This window comes from Methylophilales bacterium (assembly GCA_019823025.1).
Lineage (GTDB): Bacteria > Pseudomonadota > Gammaproteobacteria > Burkholderiales > Methylophilaceae > BACL14.
Window position 1 is genome coordinate 1137492 of record CP081940.1, and the last position, 16498, is coordinate 1153989.

A 16498-nucleotide genomic window follows, 5' to 3' on the forward strand; every position below is an offset into this window, starting at 1 on the left:
TATTATAAAATTTGCAATTAGATTAGCATGATAAAATGAAAAGTCATTTTTGAGAAACTTTCTATGAATAAATTTTTATATTTGATCCTTTTGGCATGCTTATTATGTTCTTGTTCCGGAGATAAAAAAAATAACTTTAATGGTTCTGATATAACAAAAGCAAAAATTAATGGGAATTTTAACCTGACCGATCAATACGGTAAAAATAAAACATTAGCTGACTTTAGGGGGGAAGTTGTTGCAATATTTTTTGGCTTTGCCAATTGTCCAGATATCTGCCCAACTACTTTAGTTGAATTAAAAGAAATCGATAAAAGAATTAATGATAAAAATTTTAAAGTATTATTTGTGACATTGGATCCAGATAGAGATACCCAAGCAGTACTAAAAGATTATTTAGCATCGTTTAATAAGTCTTTTATCGGGTTAACCGGTAGTATAGATGATATAGAAAAAACCGCCCGGCAATATAAAATCTTTAGGTTGAAAGTTGGGGAAGAAGATAGCTATACCATTGACCATTCCTCAGCAATATATATGGTTGATAAAGAGGGCGATGTTAGGATTCGCTATCCCTATGGATTCAAAATTGAAGGTATTGTTGAGGATATAAAGAAGCTAATCGAGTGAATAAAGGCTAAAACCTTTATTCTTTAAAAAATTTTCAGCTAATTTATAATCTGGGTTAATTTTTTTTACTAAATTCCAAAAATTTCTTGAATGGTCCATGTGAGTTAAATGGGCAAACTCATGACAGATAACATAGTCTATGACATAAGGATCTGCTTGAATAAGCCGCCAATTTATTCTGACCTCAGTCTTACTGTTACATGTTCCCCACCTAGTTTTTGCATTCGAAAGTAGTATTGAATTTGAGGGGATTGAGTTAATTTTTGAAATTTCGTAGGCTCTTTGTGAAAAATAGTCTAGCGCTGTCTCTTTTAACCACTTTATAAAAAAAGTTTTAATTTTTTCTTGGTCAGAAGGGTCTTTGAAGTAAATATTTAAGCTCTCTGTGTCGCGCCATTCTATTTTATTTTTACCTTGGAATAGGGAAAGTCGAATCTTTTTTCCAAGTAGATTAAATTTAGTGCCATTTTCAATAATGAGTTTTTTCTTTTGAGGCTCTATAAGTGCTAATTTTTTTTTAATCCAATTTATTTTTAATGATATGAGCTGATTAATTTTTCTTTCTGTCATGTAAAAGGGTGCGCTTACGATCAAGCCATTTTCGGTAATTTTTAAACTTAATGTTTTTTTAGATTTTTTAATTAACTGATATTTTAATGATTTATCGTTTGATAATGGAAATTCAACAATTTTTTTTGAATTAAAGTTAAACATTTATCTTTAACATTTCTTTTTCTATCCAGTCTTTTGTTTCTTGATTTATTTTGTCAGCCTTTGCTGTATCACTTGAAATTACTTTTCCTATCGAAACAGTAATGACTCCTGATTTTTTAATAATAGAATTTTTTGGCCAGAAAAAACCTGCATTATGTGCGACAGGGAGGATAGGTATTTTAGTTTGCGATGCTAACCAGGCACCGCCGATATGATACTTGCCAATTTCTTTAGGTTTGATCCTTGTGCCTTCAGGGAAGATAACAATACAGAATCCTTTTCTAATTCGATCAAGACCTTGTTCTAGCATTTGATTTAATGATTTTTTACCTAACGATCGGTCAATGGCAATGGGTGAAGTCATCGCTAAACCCCATCCAAAAAAAGGGACAAATAATAATTCACGTTTCATCACCCACACCTGAGGTGGAAAAATTTTTTGAAATGCTAACGTTTCCCAGGCTGATTGATGTTTAGATAAAATTATGCAGGGATTTTTAGGAATATTTTCTTGGCCTTTTATCCTAAATGTGATGTTGCATGTCCATTTCAACCAAACCAACATTGTTTTGGCCCATAAAGAAATAAATTTATAGCGATGCATCGGCGAAGCTGGGAAGGTGAGTATTGAAAGCAATGTAAATGGAATTGTAAAAATCCACATACCCAACTGAAATAATATCGATCTTAATAACATTACTATTCCATTTTAATAATAAATTTGGCAGCCTCTAGAAGATTATCAAAAATTAAGGTATTGCGTGGGAAGGATTTCTTTTTTTCAACATCCTTTCCATTACCTGTTCTGACAAGAATAGGTTGGGCCTCAGATTTTGAATAAGCCTCTAAGTCTCTTGTTGAATCGCCAATAGCAGGTATTTTTTCTAAATTAATACTGTAGTGTTCTTTTATTTTTTGCATTAATCCAGTTTTTGGTTTTCTGCATGCGCAGTCATCTTCTTCAACATGAGGGCAATAAAAAATTTTATCAATCTTGCTCCTTTTTTTATTTAGCAAATCTTGCATTTTTTTATGAATATTATCTAAGGTAACATTACTAATTAATTTTTTACCAACAGCACTTTGATTTGTTGCCACAACCACAGTATATCCATTTTTATTCAATAAACTAATTGCTTCAAGGCTTCCTTCTATGGGGATCCACTCCTCAGGAGTTTTTATGGAATGAATGCTGTCTTTATTGATAACGCCGTCTCTATCCAATATCACTAATTTCATCTCAAGAGGCTAATTTAGAAATATCAGCAACACAGTTTAAATTTTGTCTTAAATTGAACAGCAGGCTATATCGATTATTTTTGATTTTGGAATTATCAGCATTTACCATCACTTTTTCAAAGAAATTATTTATTGGCGTATTTAAAATGACTAAATTTTTTAATGCACTTATAAAATCATTCTTAATTAAACATTGATTAATTTTTGGCTCAAGATCTAACAAAACTTTATGAAGCATAATTTCTTCATTTTCTATGAGGAGATTTTCATCAATAGGGTTAATGGAAATTTTGTCTGCTTTTTTGAGGATATTAGATACCCGTTTATTTGCTGATGAGAGTGTCTCAGATTCCTTGAGTTTTACAAATTCAGAGATTGCCTCTAAGCGTTCTAAAATATCATAAATTTTTTCTGGTCTTGAAGATATGAGTGCATCAACTATCTCATTGGAATAACCAAGGTCTTTAAGGTAGTTGAAAAGTCTCTCATAGAGAAAATTAGTCAAACTTATCCTAGCAGAATCATTTTTATCTATGAAGTCATCGATTAATTTATTTAGATTAACTGGCAATTTTTTTTCTATAATTATTCTTATCACGCCTATAGCGTTTCTCCTTAAGCCAAAGGGATCTTTTTCGCCTGTGGGAATTTCATTTATAGAAAATAAATCAATCAGGGTTGTAAATTTATCAGCAATTGCAAGCATAAAACCTAACTCATCTCTTGGTAGTGAATCATTAGAGAATCTTGGTTTATAGTGATCTTCAATCGCATTGGCAAAACTTTCATTTTTATTTTCGTTAAGTGCATAGTAGCGCCCCATTATTCCTTGTAGTTTTGGGAATTCACCTACCATAAGGCTTAAAAGGTCTGCTTTAGAAAAAAGACTTAACTCCATTAGATCAATATTAAATTCTAAATTTAAATTTTTGGTTAAGTACTGTAGTTTTTGATTAACCCTCTCTGTCCGATCTTTTTGTGATCCTAGCTTGTGATGGTAGATAACGTTTTTAAGTTTTTCACAAAAATTTGTTAAACCCAGCTTCTTATCTTCATCATAAAAGAATTCAGCATCCGCTAAACGCGGCCTGATAACTTTTTCATTACCATGGATAACTTGATTTGAATTTTTTGGTGAGATATTTGAAATAATAATAAAACTATTTGTTAGGCCATCATTTTTATTGAAAATAGGGAAGTATTTTTGGTTTGTCTTCATCGTTAATGTGAGACATTCTTCTGGGATAGAAAGATATTTATCTTCAAAGTTACCAATTAAAATATTTGGCATTTCGACAAGAGATGTCACCTCATCAATTAAAGCTTCATCTTCAGTAATAAAAAAATCTTTACCAAGTTTAGTGAGAGTATCTTTTATATCCTTTTTAATCTTAGTTTTACGATTATTAAAGCATGCAATTACGTTACCATCTGACTCTAAAGTTTTTTCATAATCATCAGCATGCTTGATTATGATAGTTTCTTTATTGGATTCAAACCTATGGCCTCGTGTTGTATTTGATGACTTGCAGCCAAGAACACTTGCATTTAATACTTTTTTTCCATGAAGTACAATTAAACTCCTCATTGGTCTAGCAAAGTTGACTGATGTCCATCCGTCTTTAAGTTGATAACTCATCACTTTTTTTATTGCTAATTTTTGAATTGAATTATTGATAATATCGTTCAAAGAGTCTTCAAGCTTTAAACCTTTTAATTTTTTTGTAACATAAATAAATTTTTGACCTTTATCTTCTTTAATTTCAAGATCTTCAGTTTTAATTGCTTCATCGATAGAACTTATTTTTTTTATTAATGGTTGTGTTGGTTTATTATTTTCATCAAAGCCTACAGAGTAGGGCATTAGTTTAATCAGCTTTTCTTCGTCCTCTGCTTCATCTTTTACTGATTTAATTTTTACAGCAATTCTTCTTGGCGTAGCAAATGTTTGAAAATCACTCCTAGTTACTAAATTACTTGAGATAAGTTCTGATGCTATGGCTTCACCGAACTGTTGACTAAAAGATTCGAGCGAATCAGGCGGTAACTCCTCTGTGAAAAGTTCTATTAGTAAATTATCTTTAACCACTTGAATCACTTTTTTTATCAAGTTCACTTATCGCTTCTTTAGCATGGCTTTTATCTGCCATGGGAAAGCCTAATTTTTTTCTGCTCAATAAGTATGCGCTAGCAACATTTCTAGAAATATCTCTTATTTTTCCAATATAGTCAGCTCTTTCTGTAACGCTTATGACCCCTCGAGCATCTAATAAATTAAATGTATGCGCTGATTTTAAAACTTGCTCGTAGGCAGGTAATGCAAGGTTTTCTTCTACAAGTTTATTTGCTTGTTTAGAGTGGGAGGCAAAAGCCTTTAATAGAAATTCACTATCACTGAATTTAAAGTTGTAACTACTCTGTTCTTTTTCATTTTGTAAGAAAACATCACCATAGCTAATTCCATCTGTCCATTGAATATCGTAAACACTATCTACATTTTGAATATACATAGCGAGCCTTTCTAATCCATAAGTAATTTCACCCGTGATTGGCTTACATGTAATCCCACCTACCTGCTGGAAATAAGTAAATTGAGTGATCTCCATTCCATTTAACCAAACCTCCCACCCTAAGCCCCAGGCTCCTAGTGTTGGATTTTCCCAGTTATCTTCTACTAGGCGGATATCATTTTTATTAAGATCAATACCAAGGCTCTGAATAGATGACATATAAAGATCCACAATATTTTCTGGTGCAGGTTTTAACGCAACTTGAAATTGATAATAGTGCTGCAGACGATTTGGATTTTCACCATAACGTCCATCTTTTGGCCTTCTACTTGGCTGTACATAGGCAGCTTTCCATGGCTCAGGCCCAATCGACTTTAAAAATGTGGCGGTATGTGAGGTTCCGGCACCAACTTCCATATCATAGGGCTGAATGATGGCGCATCCTTGATTACTCCAATATTCCTGAAGCTTAAAAATAATTTCTTGGAAGTTAAGCATTTTTTTAATTTTAATTAATTATCAACGTATTTTACGTTGTTTCTTAATCACAGCAAGAAACTTACTAATTAATTTTTCTCGCAACAAGGTAATTGAGGTAATTAAAAAACATAGAATTAAAATTGGAAAATGACCATATTTTATAAATGGCGTACTTCCATTAAAACCCTGTACATTCTGAGTAAGTGACCCACTTTGAAATTGGGGAAGTTTATTCATGACCTTACCTTTTTCATTGATAAAAGCAGTGACGCCAGTATTTGTCGCTCGAAGCATCATCCTTCCCGTTTCAATGGCTCTTGCTTGTGAAATTTGTAAATGTTGTTCGGCAGCAATTGAATGTCCATACCATGCATCATTACTCATATTTAACAAAATATTTGCGTTAGGTAATTGACGAATAATTTCATTCCCAAATACATCTTCATAGCAAATATTTATTGCTATTTTTTGTTGATCAAACTTCATTGGAAGCTGTTTTCTCTCACCTCTTGATAAATCATTAAATGGCATGTTTAGTAAATCTTCATAAATGAAACCAAAAATATTTCTTAGTGGTACATATTCTCCAAAAGGGACTAAATGATATTTTCTATATTTCTGTGATTCATCTTCGCCATAAGAAACTGCAGAGTTATAAACGCCAACATCTTCCCTTTCGATGACACCTAAAATTAGATTTCCGTCAATTTTGTTCATATGTCCTTTAATTTTATTTAAATAACTTGATGGGATATATTCAAGTAAAAGTGGTATTGCGGTTTCTGGTAAAACAGTCAGGGGAGAATTACTTTTTAAAATTAAACTTTCATACTTATTTAATATTTTTTTAATTTTAGTTTGATCCCACTTTTCATCTTGCTTTACATTGCCCTGTAATAATGTAACTTCAATAGAGCTTCCATTTGGCTCTGTCCATTCAATCTTTTTTAGAAAATGACCTCCACCCCAAATAATAATGATTAAAAAAATAATCCATAAACGTAGATTAGCTTTTAGTAACAAAAGAAATAAGAGATGCGAGGTTAATATTAGAAGGAAGCTAACACCATAGATACCTATAATAGGAATATAGCCAGCCAAAGGGCTTCCCTCAACTTGAGAATAACCAAGAGTTAACCATGGAAAACCTGTAAAGATCCAAGAGCGAACCCATTCAACTAGTGTGAAAATTGCTGGGACTAAGAGAGGTTGATTTTTAAATTTTGGAAAAACTGAAAGGGACAGAAAAAAAAGGGATAGAAATAAACATAAACTCAAGGTTGAGAGTATTGCTAAACTTTCTGGCATGCCCCCAAATCTTTGGAGGCAGATATATATCCAATAAATTCCAAAAATAAATAAACCTAATCCAAAAAGAAGACATTCTTTGAGGGGCAGATTATTTTTATGGATTAACCAAAAAAAAATGGTAAATACAAGCGGGGGGATGAGATAAAAATTAAACGGGGAAAAACTTAAAACAAGGAAACTTCCAAGAATGAGAAAAGATGTATCAAAGGCTTGTTTGAATAAAAAGGTCAAAGCGTACTATTTCAATTAGTAAAATAGTACTTTAACCTAGTTATTAATCTTGTAAAAATTAAAACAAACTATCAGGTTTCTTGGTATCGAACTTTTTGCCTTCAAAATTTGAATTTTCATCTACGTCATTTAAAAATACAACTGATTCAACGTATCCGTCGATTATATCTAGTTCCGTGGTAGGAAAGTAGTTACCACTACCATCAGTATTAAGGTTGTGGTAATACCATGAGCTTGCTATGACTTCATTGGATGATTTCATCTTTAAGTCTAATTTTTTAGCAGGCTCCCCAATAAGGCCAATAATTTCTTCTGGTTTTAAAAGTCCAATGACATTGGCAAACTCCAAATAATCAGTGGGCATTTCTTCTATGATTGGGTTTTCGATATCAGCTTGTTGTTCGTCGGCATTTGAAAAAGAGATAAAAAAAATTGAGAGTAAAGCGATAATAATTTTCATAGGATGATATCCATTTTAAAATAGGTAGAGTGCTAGGTATTTATTTAAGTTCCACATTTCTTTTTGCTTCAGCAATATTGATCTGAATAGAGTGGATTTGCCTGCTATCTGAACGTATGATAGTTATATCAAGGCCATCAAATGAAATTTTTTCATCATTTTCCGGTAGATAACCAAATTTATGTGTCACCAAGCCACCAATCGTCGAAAAATCATTATCTTCATAGGAGGTGGCAAAGAAACTATTAAAATCTGAAATTTCTGTGGTTGCTTTAACTCGAAATTGCCTCTGATTCTCTTCGACTATATTACCTTCAGTTTCATCGTAATCAAACTCGTCTTCGATATCACCTACAATTTGCTCAAGCACATCTTCAATTGTAACCATGCCAGCTACACCACCGTGTTCGTCTACAACAATTGCGATGTGGTTTCGTTTCGTTCTAAATTCCTTCAGTAAAACATTTAATCTTTTAGACTCAGGAATAAATATGGGAGGCCTTAAAATATCTCGAGTTTCAAATTCATGTTTAGATGTGAGCTTAAGTAGATCTTTAGCGAGAAGAATGCCAATTATGTTATTGATGCTTTCTTCAAAAACAGGAAATCTCGTATGCGCAGTTTCTATTACAAATGGAATGAATTCTTCAGGCTTATTCGATACATCGATAGCATCAATTTGTGATCTAGGTCGCATAATATCTCTGACCTGCATATCTGATACATTTAGCACACCTTCGATCATCATTAATGCATCTGCATCAATCATATTTTTATCAAAAGCGGACTTTAAAAGTTCTCCAAGTTGTTTTTTATCTCTTGGTTTTAATAAAAGGTTTCTTAATTGAGATCCAATTTTTATTCTTTTTCTTTTCATGAATTCAACTATTAATAGTCTTTATATGGGTCATTGATATTGAATTTACTTAGTATTTTTCTTTCCATCTTTTCCATTTTATCAGCATCTACATTATTCTGGTGATCATATCCTAAAAGATGCAGATATCCATGGATAATAAGATGTGCGTAATGATCTTGGATTTTTTTATTTTGGGCTTTTGCCTCCTTCTTTATAACAGGATGACATAATATCAAATCTCCTTCAATTGGATCTTCCTGCATAAGAAAAGATAAGACATTTGTAGGCACATCTTTATTTCTAAATTGATTGTTTAATTTTTTTGATTCATTTTCACTAACAATTCTGAGCGTAATTTTACTTTGTTTTTTTGCTACAAGGTCTAACCATTCCTCGCATTGCTTTTTTGTTAATTGTTTTCTTTTGTGAACTGTATCCTGAATGAATACAGAAAATAAATTTTTAAACTTCATTTTAAAATTTTAGAGTTTAAATTTCTCATAAGCATTAATAATTTTTTGCACTAATGGGTGACGAACAACATCCACAGAAGTAAAGAAATTGAATTCGATACCTTTCACAGATTTTAAAATTCTTTGTATTTCTATCAGACCACTCTTTTGAGATTTTGCAAGGTCAATTTGAGTGACATCACCAGTTATTACAGCCTTTGTCCCAAAGCCTATACGGGTTAAAAACATCTTCATTTGTTCCGGCGTTGTATTTTGTGCTTCATCAAGAATAATAAAGCTTTGGTTGAGTGTCCTTCCTCTCATATAAGCTAAAGGAGCGACCTCTAATATGCCTTTATCAAACATTTTAGTCACGTTATCGTAACCAGCCAAATCGTATAATGCATCATATAAGGGCCTTAGGTAAGGGTCCACTTTTTGTGCAAGGTCACCCGGAAGAAATCCTAGATTTTCTCCGGCCTCAACTGCCGGTCTGACTAAAACTATTCTTTTAACCTTTTCTTTATTAAGTGCATCAACAGCAGAGGCAACCGCAAGATATGTTTTTCCTGTTCCGGCAGGCCCAATACCAAAATTGATATCATTTGATTGTATATTATTAAGATAGCTAACTTGCATGGGTGTACGACCTTGTAAGTCAGCTTTTAAGGTATGAAGTTGGGGTGAGCCTTGCGTATTACCGTTTACTTTTTGATTTAGCTCCACAAGGCTTAATTGAATATCTTCAGGCAAGATAGCCCTTGTTGCTCTTAAGTAGATACTTTCAAGCAATTGAGATGCAAGTAAAACTTTTTTCTCATCTCCATTAAGAACAAATAAAGAATTTTTTCTATTTATCTTTACATCTAACCCAACACTTATTTGTGAAATATTTTCATCAAGTGGACCACATAAGTTCGCGAGTTTTTTGTTGTCTTGAGGTGAAAGATTTAATTCTGTTTTCATTTGCCTAAACTAATTCTCCAACAAGAGATTTACCTAAAATTTTCATCACTTTTACGTTGACAAACTTGTTCAATAAATCTTTTGACTCTTTGAATTCAATAATTCTGTTGTTATCAGTTTTCCCCAATAAGACCCCTGGTTTCTTTTTTGAAAAATGATCAATTAGAACTCTTTGAGTGGTCCCGATCATTTTCTTTGTGTAACACTCACCCTGAGAAATATTTATTGCCTGAATTTCATGTAAGCGCTCAAGTTTTTCTTCATTTGTCGTTTCATCTTTAAGATACGCTGCAGGTGTACCAGGTCTTTTGCTATAAATAAAGCTGAATGAGTAATCAAAATCAAGCTCAGTAAATAATTTTTTAGTTAAATTAAAATCATTTGTTGTCTCAGTAGGAAAGCCGATAATTAGATCTGTAGTTAATGAAACATTAGGTATTTTTTTTCTAAGTTTTTTTATAATCGACTTATATTCCAAAGTTGTGTAGTTCCTCTTCATTGCCATCAACACTTTGTCTGAACCAGATTGAATGGGTAGGTGAAGGTGATTGGCTAATTTTTTGATGTTCCCAAAACAGTCAATTAGGTGATCATTCATTTCATTTGGATGGCTGGTTGTAAACCGTATTCTTTTTACTTCTTCAATTTCTGATATGTATTCAATCAGGGATGCAAAGTTTGCAATTTTTCCGTTACTCATCAGCCCTCTATAACCATTCACATTTTGGCCTAAAAGTATAATTTCAGATGCTCCTTGCAGGGTAAGTTGGATGATTTCGGTGATGATATCGTCTAATGGCCTTGAAATCTCCTCTCCTCTTGTATAAGGAACGACACAAAAAGAGCAGTACTTACTACAACCCTCCATGATTGAAACCATTGCAGAAGGATTTTTACTTTTGGATGTAGGCAAGTTATCAAACTTTTCTATTTCTGGGAATGAGATATCTATTTGTGGCTTACCTGTTACTTCTCTTAAATTAATAAGCTCAGGTAATCTGTGTAGAGTTTGTGGCCCAAATACAGCATCTACATAGGGTGCACGTTTAATTATTTCCTCACCTTCTTGGCTCGCAACACAACCCCCTACAGCAATTTGTATATGCGGCTTTGTTTCTTTTAGTTTTCTATATCTTCCCAAATCGCTGAAAAGCTTAACCTCTGCCTTTTCCCTAACGGAGCAAGTATTTAGAACAATTAAATCTGCATCCTCTGGTGAATCTGTTTGTGATAAATGCTTTTTTGAACCTAAGATATCTTCAATTTTTTCAGAATCATACTCATTCATCTGACAACCAAAAGACTTTACAAATACTTTTTTTGACATGTTTTATTAAAATATAATTTTAAGACTTTGGATTATAACTTTTTTTGCATACAAGACCTATGTATATAACACCTTTAATAGAGTAACATTTTGCTATGGACAACTTCCCGATATTTTTAGAAATTAAAAATAAACCAGTTTTAGTAATTGGTGGGGGAGATATTGCTTTAAGAAAAATCAAATTATTGATTAAGTCAAAACCTAATTTAAAGGTAGTGGCAAAGAATTTTTGTGAAGAAATTTTAGACCTTAAAGATAGGTATTCGATAGATATTATCCAAAAAGATTTTCATCCCAATGATATCGAATTTCCAATAATTATTATTGCTGCGACAAATAATAAATTACTTAATAAACAAATTGCACAAATCGGGGGGAAGAAAAAAATCCCAGTCAATGTCGTTGATCAACCTGCATTATGTACTTTTACAATGGGTTCAATTGTTGAAAGAGGATCACTAGTTGTTTCTATTTCTAGCAGTGGAAAAGCGCCAGTATTAGTAAGGCAATTAAGAGAAAAAATTGAGATGATGATTCCTGATGCTTATAAGGATCTAGTAGATTTAGCAGGGAGCTTAAGAGATAAGGTTAAAAAATCTATCAAAATAAATAACAAAAGAAGAATCTTTTGGGAGAAGTTCTTTGATGTTGAAAATATTCAATCTTTTTTAAATCAAAATAAAACCTTAACTAAAAAATTTAATTCATTACTTCGTAGCATGAAAAATAATACAGGGGAGGTTTATTTAGTTGGTGCGGGGCCTGGAGAGAGAGATTTATTAACAATAAGGGCTCTGCATTTAATGCAAAAATGTGATGTTTGTATTTTTGACAATTTAGTCTCTGACCAAGTGATTGAATTAGTTCGGCGAGATGCCGATATGATTTTTGCTGGTAAAAAAAGAGATCAACATACATTTAGCCAAGAAAAAATCAATGATCTACTAGTGAAATATGCTAAAAAAGGTAAAAAAGTTTTAAGGCTTAAAGGAGGCGACCCATTCATTTTTGGCAGGGGTGGCGAGGAAATTGAGTCGCTTATGTCACATAAGATAAATTTTCAAGTTGTCCCCGGTATTTCAGCTGCCAATGGAGTTGCTGCTTATGCAGGAATTCCTCTGACGCATAGAGACTATGCCCAAAGCTGTTTATTTTTAACAGGTCACTTTAAGGATGGCAAAATTGATTTTGATTGGCCAAAATTAGTAACAGAAAAACAAACTCTTGTCATTTATATGGGGCTTCTCAGTCTGCCTGACTTTATAAAAGAGCTTGTTGGACATGGCCAAAATAAAACAATGCCGGTTGCCGTAATTCAAAGTGGGACAACAAGTGCACAAAGAGTAATTGTAGGTAATATTGGAAATATAAAAGGTAAGGTGGTTCGTTCAAAGATAAAATCACCTGCATTGGTTATTATTGGCGAGGTAGTAAAATTAAGAGATCAGCTTAAATGGTTTAAGTAATCTACGCTCTGATTATTGGAATTGTAATTTTCGCTTCGAGCCCTTTATCTTTTTTATTTGAGATTAACTCTAATTTACCATCATGAGCTTTTGCAATTCTATCGGCAATCGATAAACCTAAGCCACATCCGCCTTCATTACCTCTAGCTTCATCGAGGCGTTCAAATGGCTTTAATAGTCTTTCTAGCTCTTTATCAGGGATCCCGGGACCATCGTCAACCACACTTATGGTAAAAGATTCTTCCTCGAGGGTAGCAATAAGAACAACTTTTCCTTTTGCATAAAAGAAAGCATTATTAATTAAATTATCTAAACACCTTTGCAATGCCAATGGTCTCAAGTCAATAAAGAGTTTTTTTGGTATATCAGTTTTTATATTCTTCTTTCTTAATATAAATTTCTGACCCATTCTTAGATGCTTTACTTGTATGTTATTTAAAAATTTACCTAAATTAACTGGAATTTTAGGCTCATCTTCGAAGCCTCGAGCAAAATCAAGAAATTGGTTAAGAATGTTGTTTATTTCTAGAATATCCTCTTCCATACTCTTCTTTAAATCATCTGACTTTTCTGGAAGCATCTCAGATGCGATTCTTAGGCGAGTTAAGGGTGTTCTAATATCGTGAGATACGCTTGCAAGCAAAAACTTTCTCTCTTGGCTTGCTTTTTTTAAGTTAGCTAACATTTCATTAAAAGCTACATTTAAATCGCTAAATTCAACCAAATTATCATGAGGAAGTTTTTCAGGAGACAAGTCCTTTCGAACACTTTCTGCTGCTTCAATTAGTCTGTTCAAGCGCCTATTGATTCTTTCAGTTGTCATATAGGCGGCAACAAGTGCGATTAAGGCGATAATAGTTCCCCAACCTATCCAGTGCCACGGAAAGGGTCTATCTACAATTGTGCGGGGGATCACAACCCAAAATAACTCGCTATTTAACTCAAAACTGACCCATATTCCTTCAATTGAAAAATGATTAATAGCAATAAGCGTTCCAAGAGGCAGTCTTTGGGTAACTTTTTTGATAACAAGCTGAAGAAATGGGTCATCTGGTATTGGCTCAATTTGCTCAAAGAAGTGAGCGGGATATATCCTGACGTTTCCCATAGTTGAAAGCTCGTTCAAGAGTTGAACTCTTTTGTCCGTCGCAGATGCTGCCATTGATGCTTTGGTAAAGTTGACTATGGTAGATATTTCTAAAGCAAGAGCCTCTGCACGCGGCTCTCTTTCATAGATATCAAAAATTTTAAGTGATACGAGCTGTGTGGTGATCAATAATAATGCAATTATTAAAGAAATCCTGGTAAGAAGACTCTTTGGTAAGTATTTCAATTACTGAACTTCTCCATCAGGATCAAAGATATAGCCATACCCCCATTTAGTTTGGAGGTATTTTGGTTTATTAGGATTGTCTTCAATTAATCTTCTAATACGTGAAATTTGTACATCAATACTTCTATCAAAAACATCCAACTCTTTTCCCTTAGCTAATTGCATTATTCTATCTCTGGACAAAGGTTGTTTTGCATGATCAGTGAAAACTTTTAATAAATCAAACTCACCGGCTGTAATAGAAATATTTTTACCTTCATGAGAAAGATTTCGGTTTTCTGTATCAAATTCGAATGAACCGAAACGAACTACTTGTTTTGGAGATGGAGCCCCCAGTGTTGTTTGTCTTCTGATGATTGCATTAATACGCGCTAAAAGTTCTCGAGGACTAAAAGGTTTTGGAAGATAATCATCTGCTCCCATTTCAAGCCCAACAATCCGATCAACCTCATCCCCTTTGGCGGTAAGCATGATGATCGGCACATTGATATTCTTTGCCCTATATCTTTGGCACAGATTTAGACCTGATTCTTCAGGCATCATTAAATCAAGAACAATTAAATCAATATCGTTAGTATCAACAATCTTATCAAGGGAAGAGCCACTATCAGCTGTAAAAACGTTTAAATTTTGGTCAGTAAGATATTTTGCAGTGAGCTCAAGTATTTTTGGGTCATCATCAACAAGTGCAATGTTTGGTTTGTTCTCTGCCATAGTGTCTATATGATTATAATTACTATATATAATATGCTATAAAAGCTAAATGAGCATATTTAAATCGTTACAGTTCTGTTACAATTTCACAGTTAATTGTAATATTAGGTTAACATTGTAGTAGCAAAATGATTGACCGTTTAAAGAAAAAGGCGTTAATTTAAATTTGAATAAACTAATTCTTTTACCATTATTATTTGTGACTTGGCATGCCAATGCTGAGGTTGACTTGCAAAAGGTTAGAATCACAAATTCCAATCAATCTATTGAATTAGAAGAAATACATAATGCTTTATCAGACTTCTCAAGGTCAGAAGACAAAGTAAACATCATATACGAAGAGCGAAGAAGAGAGATGCTCGAAAGTGTTGAAAGGAGATTTATTTTATGTGATTCTGACAATAATGAGCAGTTAGATGTTTATGAAACTACAGTATGCCTTCCACAAATTGCAAGGCAGTTTAGAAGGGTAGACACTAATAATGATTTTTTAATTAGTTTTGATGAAATGGCAATATTAGCAAAAGCCTATCAAGATAAAGTGAATGTCAATCAAGATGAAAGTTCGCAAATAGTCAAAAGTAACAAAAAAACATCACCCGCAACAGCCCAAAAGAACAAAACTAAAACCAAAAAAATCAATTAATTCTCTTTAAACTTTATCCTTATTAGAAGACTCAATAGTTAATGATTGAGATTACTTCAGCAAACAGTTTTTTAACTTTAAAAAATGAGCTCTCTGAGCTAAAGATAAATTCAACATTCTTGTCTTATGGTTTTCATAGTGCACTAGAAACTTCAGGATCTGTTGGAAAAAACTCTGGCTGGATACCCTACCCAATTGTGGCGAAATCAGAAGGAAAGATAATTGGTTTTATGCCTATATATCTTAAGGAGCATTCCTATGGGGAATATGTATTTGATTGGTCATGGGCAGAAGCTTTTCATAAAAGTGGATTAAATTATTATCCCAAAATGATTTCGGCCATCCCATTTAGTCCAATTACTGGTAGGAGAATCATCGCTGAAAGTAACGATATTAAGAAGATGATGGTGAAAGCTTTAGAAAAAATTTTACTCGATCATAAAATTTCTTCTTGCCACATATTATTTCCGAATGAACAAGATGCCATCTTATTTAATGATATGGGTTGGTTACAACGTGAGGGCGTTCAATTTAGGTGGGAAAATAAAGATTATGATAATTTTGAGCAATTTTTATCAAACCTCTCTCATAACAAGAGAAAAAAAATCAAACAAGAAAGAAAGAAAATCAATAATTCGAATATTGAAGTTATTACCAAGCAGGGCAACTTAGTCACTGATGAAGATATTGAATTTTTTTACGCGTGTTATTGCAATACTTACATGCTGCATAATTCGTCCCCTTATTTAACAAAAGAATTCTTTTATCAATTGAATAATAATATGCCTAACAAGCTTGTGTTTATATTTGCGGAGAAAGAGGGAAGGAGAATAGCAAGTGCGCTTAATATTATTAGCGAGCAGAGCCTATATGGTCGATATTGGGGCGCACTAGAATATATTCCTAGCCTACACTTCGAACTTTGTTACTACGCAGGACAAGAGTTTTGTATTCAAAATAAATTAAAGTACTTTGAAGGCGGTGCACAAGGAGAACATAAATTGGCTCGTGGGTTCGATGCCTTTAAGACTTACTCAAATCACTTTATTGCAAATTCTGAGTTTAAAGTTGCAATTGAGAGCTTCTTGAGTAAAGAAAAAAAATATATGGATATTTATTCGAATGAACTAGAAGAGAGGTCGCCATATAAGGGCAAATAA

17 protein-coding genes are annotated in these 16498 nt (G+C 33.0%); 4 read left to right on the forward strand and 13 right to left on the reverse strand.

Going from position 1 to position 16498, the window contains the following annotated elements; all coding sequences use genetic code 11:
* Positions 1-63 precede the first annotated feature (63 nt).
* Positions 64-630: an SCO family protein gene (locus K6112_06065; protein QZP17584.1), complete on the forward strand. Its 567-nt coding sequence runs from the start codon at positions 64-66 to the stop codon at positions 628-630.
* On the opposite strand, the gene K6112_06070 is transcribed toward K6112_06065, so the two are convergent.
* From K6112_06070 to miaB, 11 genes are read right to left on the reverse strand one after another with little or no spacing between them, the layout of a single operon-like run.
* A complete protein-coding gene (locus K6112_06070) occupies positions 619-1344 on the reverse strand; it encodes a M48 family metallopeptidase (GenBank protein QZP17585.1) in 726 nt (241 codons plus the stop codon). The genes K6112_06065 and K6112_06070 overlap by 12 nt on opposite strands.
* On the reverse strand, positions 1337-2041 hold the full coding sequence (locus K6112_06075) for a 1-acyl-sn-glycerol-3-phosphate acyltransferase (protein QZP17586.1): 705 nt from the start codon (positions 2039-2041) through the stop codon (positions 1337-1339). Before K6112_06075 ends, K6112_06070 begins: the two co-directional genes overlap by 8 nt.
* A gap of 2 nt (positions 2042-2043) precedes the next feature.
* A complete protein-coding gene (gene gmhB, locus K6112_06080) occupies positions 2044-2583 on the reverse strand; it encodes a D-glycero-beta-D-manno-heptose 1,7-bisphosphate 7-phosphatase (GenBank protein QZP17587.1) in 540 nt (179 codons plus the stop codon).
* A gap of 1 nt (position 2584) precedes the next feature.
* On the reverse strand, positions 2585-4699 hold the full coding sequence (gene glyS / locus K6112_06085; protein ID QZP17588.1) for a glycine--tRNA ligase subunit beta: 2115 nt from the start codon (positions 4697-4699) through the stop codon (positions 2585-2587).
* Positions 4665-5591, reverse strand: a complete 927-nt coding sequence (gene glyQ, locus K6112_06090; GenBank protein QZP17589.1) for a glycine--tRNA ligase subunit alpha — start codon at positions 5589-5591, stop codon at positions 4665-4667. The genes glyS and glyQ overlap by 35 nt, the downstream gene beginning before the upstream one ends.
* 21 nt (positions 5592-5612) lie before the next feature.
* On the reverse strand, positions 5613-7115 hold the full coding sequence (gene lnt / locus K6112_06095) for an apolipoprotein N-acyltransferase (GenBank protein ID QZP17590.1): 1503 nt from the start codon (positions 7113-7115) through the stop codon (positions 5613-5615).
* A 58-nt stretch (positions 7116-7173) separates the two neighbouring features.
* A complete protein-coding gene (locus K6112_06100) occupies positions 7174-7575 on the reverse strand; it encodes a hypothetical protein (GenBank protein QZP17591.1) in 402 nt (133 codons plus the stop codon).
* A 40-nt stretch (positions 7576-7615) separates the two neighbouring features.
* Entirely contained in the window at positions 7616-8452 is an 837-nt protein-coding gene (locus tag K6112_06105; GenBank protein QZP17592.1) for a CBS domain-containing protein, read from the reverse strand.
* A gap of 11 nt (positions 8453-8463) precedes the next feature.
* Positions 8464-8907, reverse strand: coding sequence for an rRNA maturation RNase YbeY (gene ybeY / locus K6112_06110; protein ID QZP17593.1), 444 nt, complete (start codon positions 8905-8907; stop codon positions 8464-8466).
* Between the two features lie 9 nt (positions 8908-8916).
* Positions 8917-9852 carry a PhoH family protein gene (locus K6112_06115; protein QZP17594.1) on the reverse strand — a complete coding sequence of 312 codons (936 nt, stop codon included), beginning with the start codon at positions 9850-9852 and terminating at the stop codon, positions 8917-8919.
* Between the two features lie 4 nt (positions 9853-9856).
* A complete protein-coding gene (gene miaB, locus K6112_06120) occupies positions 9857-11179 on the reverse strand; it encodes a tRNA (N6-isopentenyl adenosine(37)-C2)-methylthiotransferase MiaB (GenBank protein QZP17595.1) in 1323 nt (440 codons plus the stop codon).
* 95 nt (positions 11180-11274) lie between these two features.
* On the opposite strand from miaB, the gene cysG reads away from it, so the two are divergent.
* Positions 11275-12645, forward strand: a complete 1371-nt coding sequence (gene cysG, locus K6112_06125) for a siroheme synthase CysG (protein ID QZP17596.1) — start codon at positions 11275-11277, stop codon at positions 12643-12645.
* 1 nt (position 12646) lies between these two features.
* On the opposite strand, the gene K6112_06130 is transcribed toward cysG, so the two are convergent.
* A complete protein-coding gene (locus K6112_06130) occupies positions 12647-13978 on the reverse strand; it encodes a HAMP domain-containing protein (protein ID QZP17597.1) in 1332 nt (443 codons plus the stop codon).
* Positions 13979-14692 (reverse strand): response regulator, encoded by a 714-nt coding sequence (locus tag K6112_06135; GenBank protein ID QZP17598.1) that lies wholly within the window; start codon positions 14690-14692, stop codon positions 13979-13981. It lies immediately after the preceding gene.
* Positions 14693-14858: 166 nt separating this feature from the next.
* Here K6112_06135 and K6112_06140 point away from each other — a divergent pair, with 166 nt between their 5' ends.
* Both K6112_06140 and K6112_06145 read left to right on the forward strand, forming a co-directional pair.
* Positions 14859-15338: a hypothetical protein gene (locus K6112_06140; protein QZP17599.1), complete on the forward strand. Its 480-nt coding sequence runs from the start codon at positions 14859-14861 to the stop codon at positions 15336-15338.
* A gap of 41 nt (positions 15339-15379) precedes the next feature.
* Positions 15380-16498: a GNAT family N-acetyltransferase gene (locus K6112_06145; GenBank protein ID QZP17600.1), complete on the forward strand. Its 1119-nt coding sequence runs from the start codon at positions 15380-15382 to the stop codon at positions 16496-16498.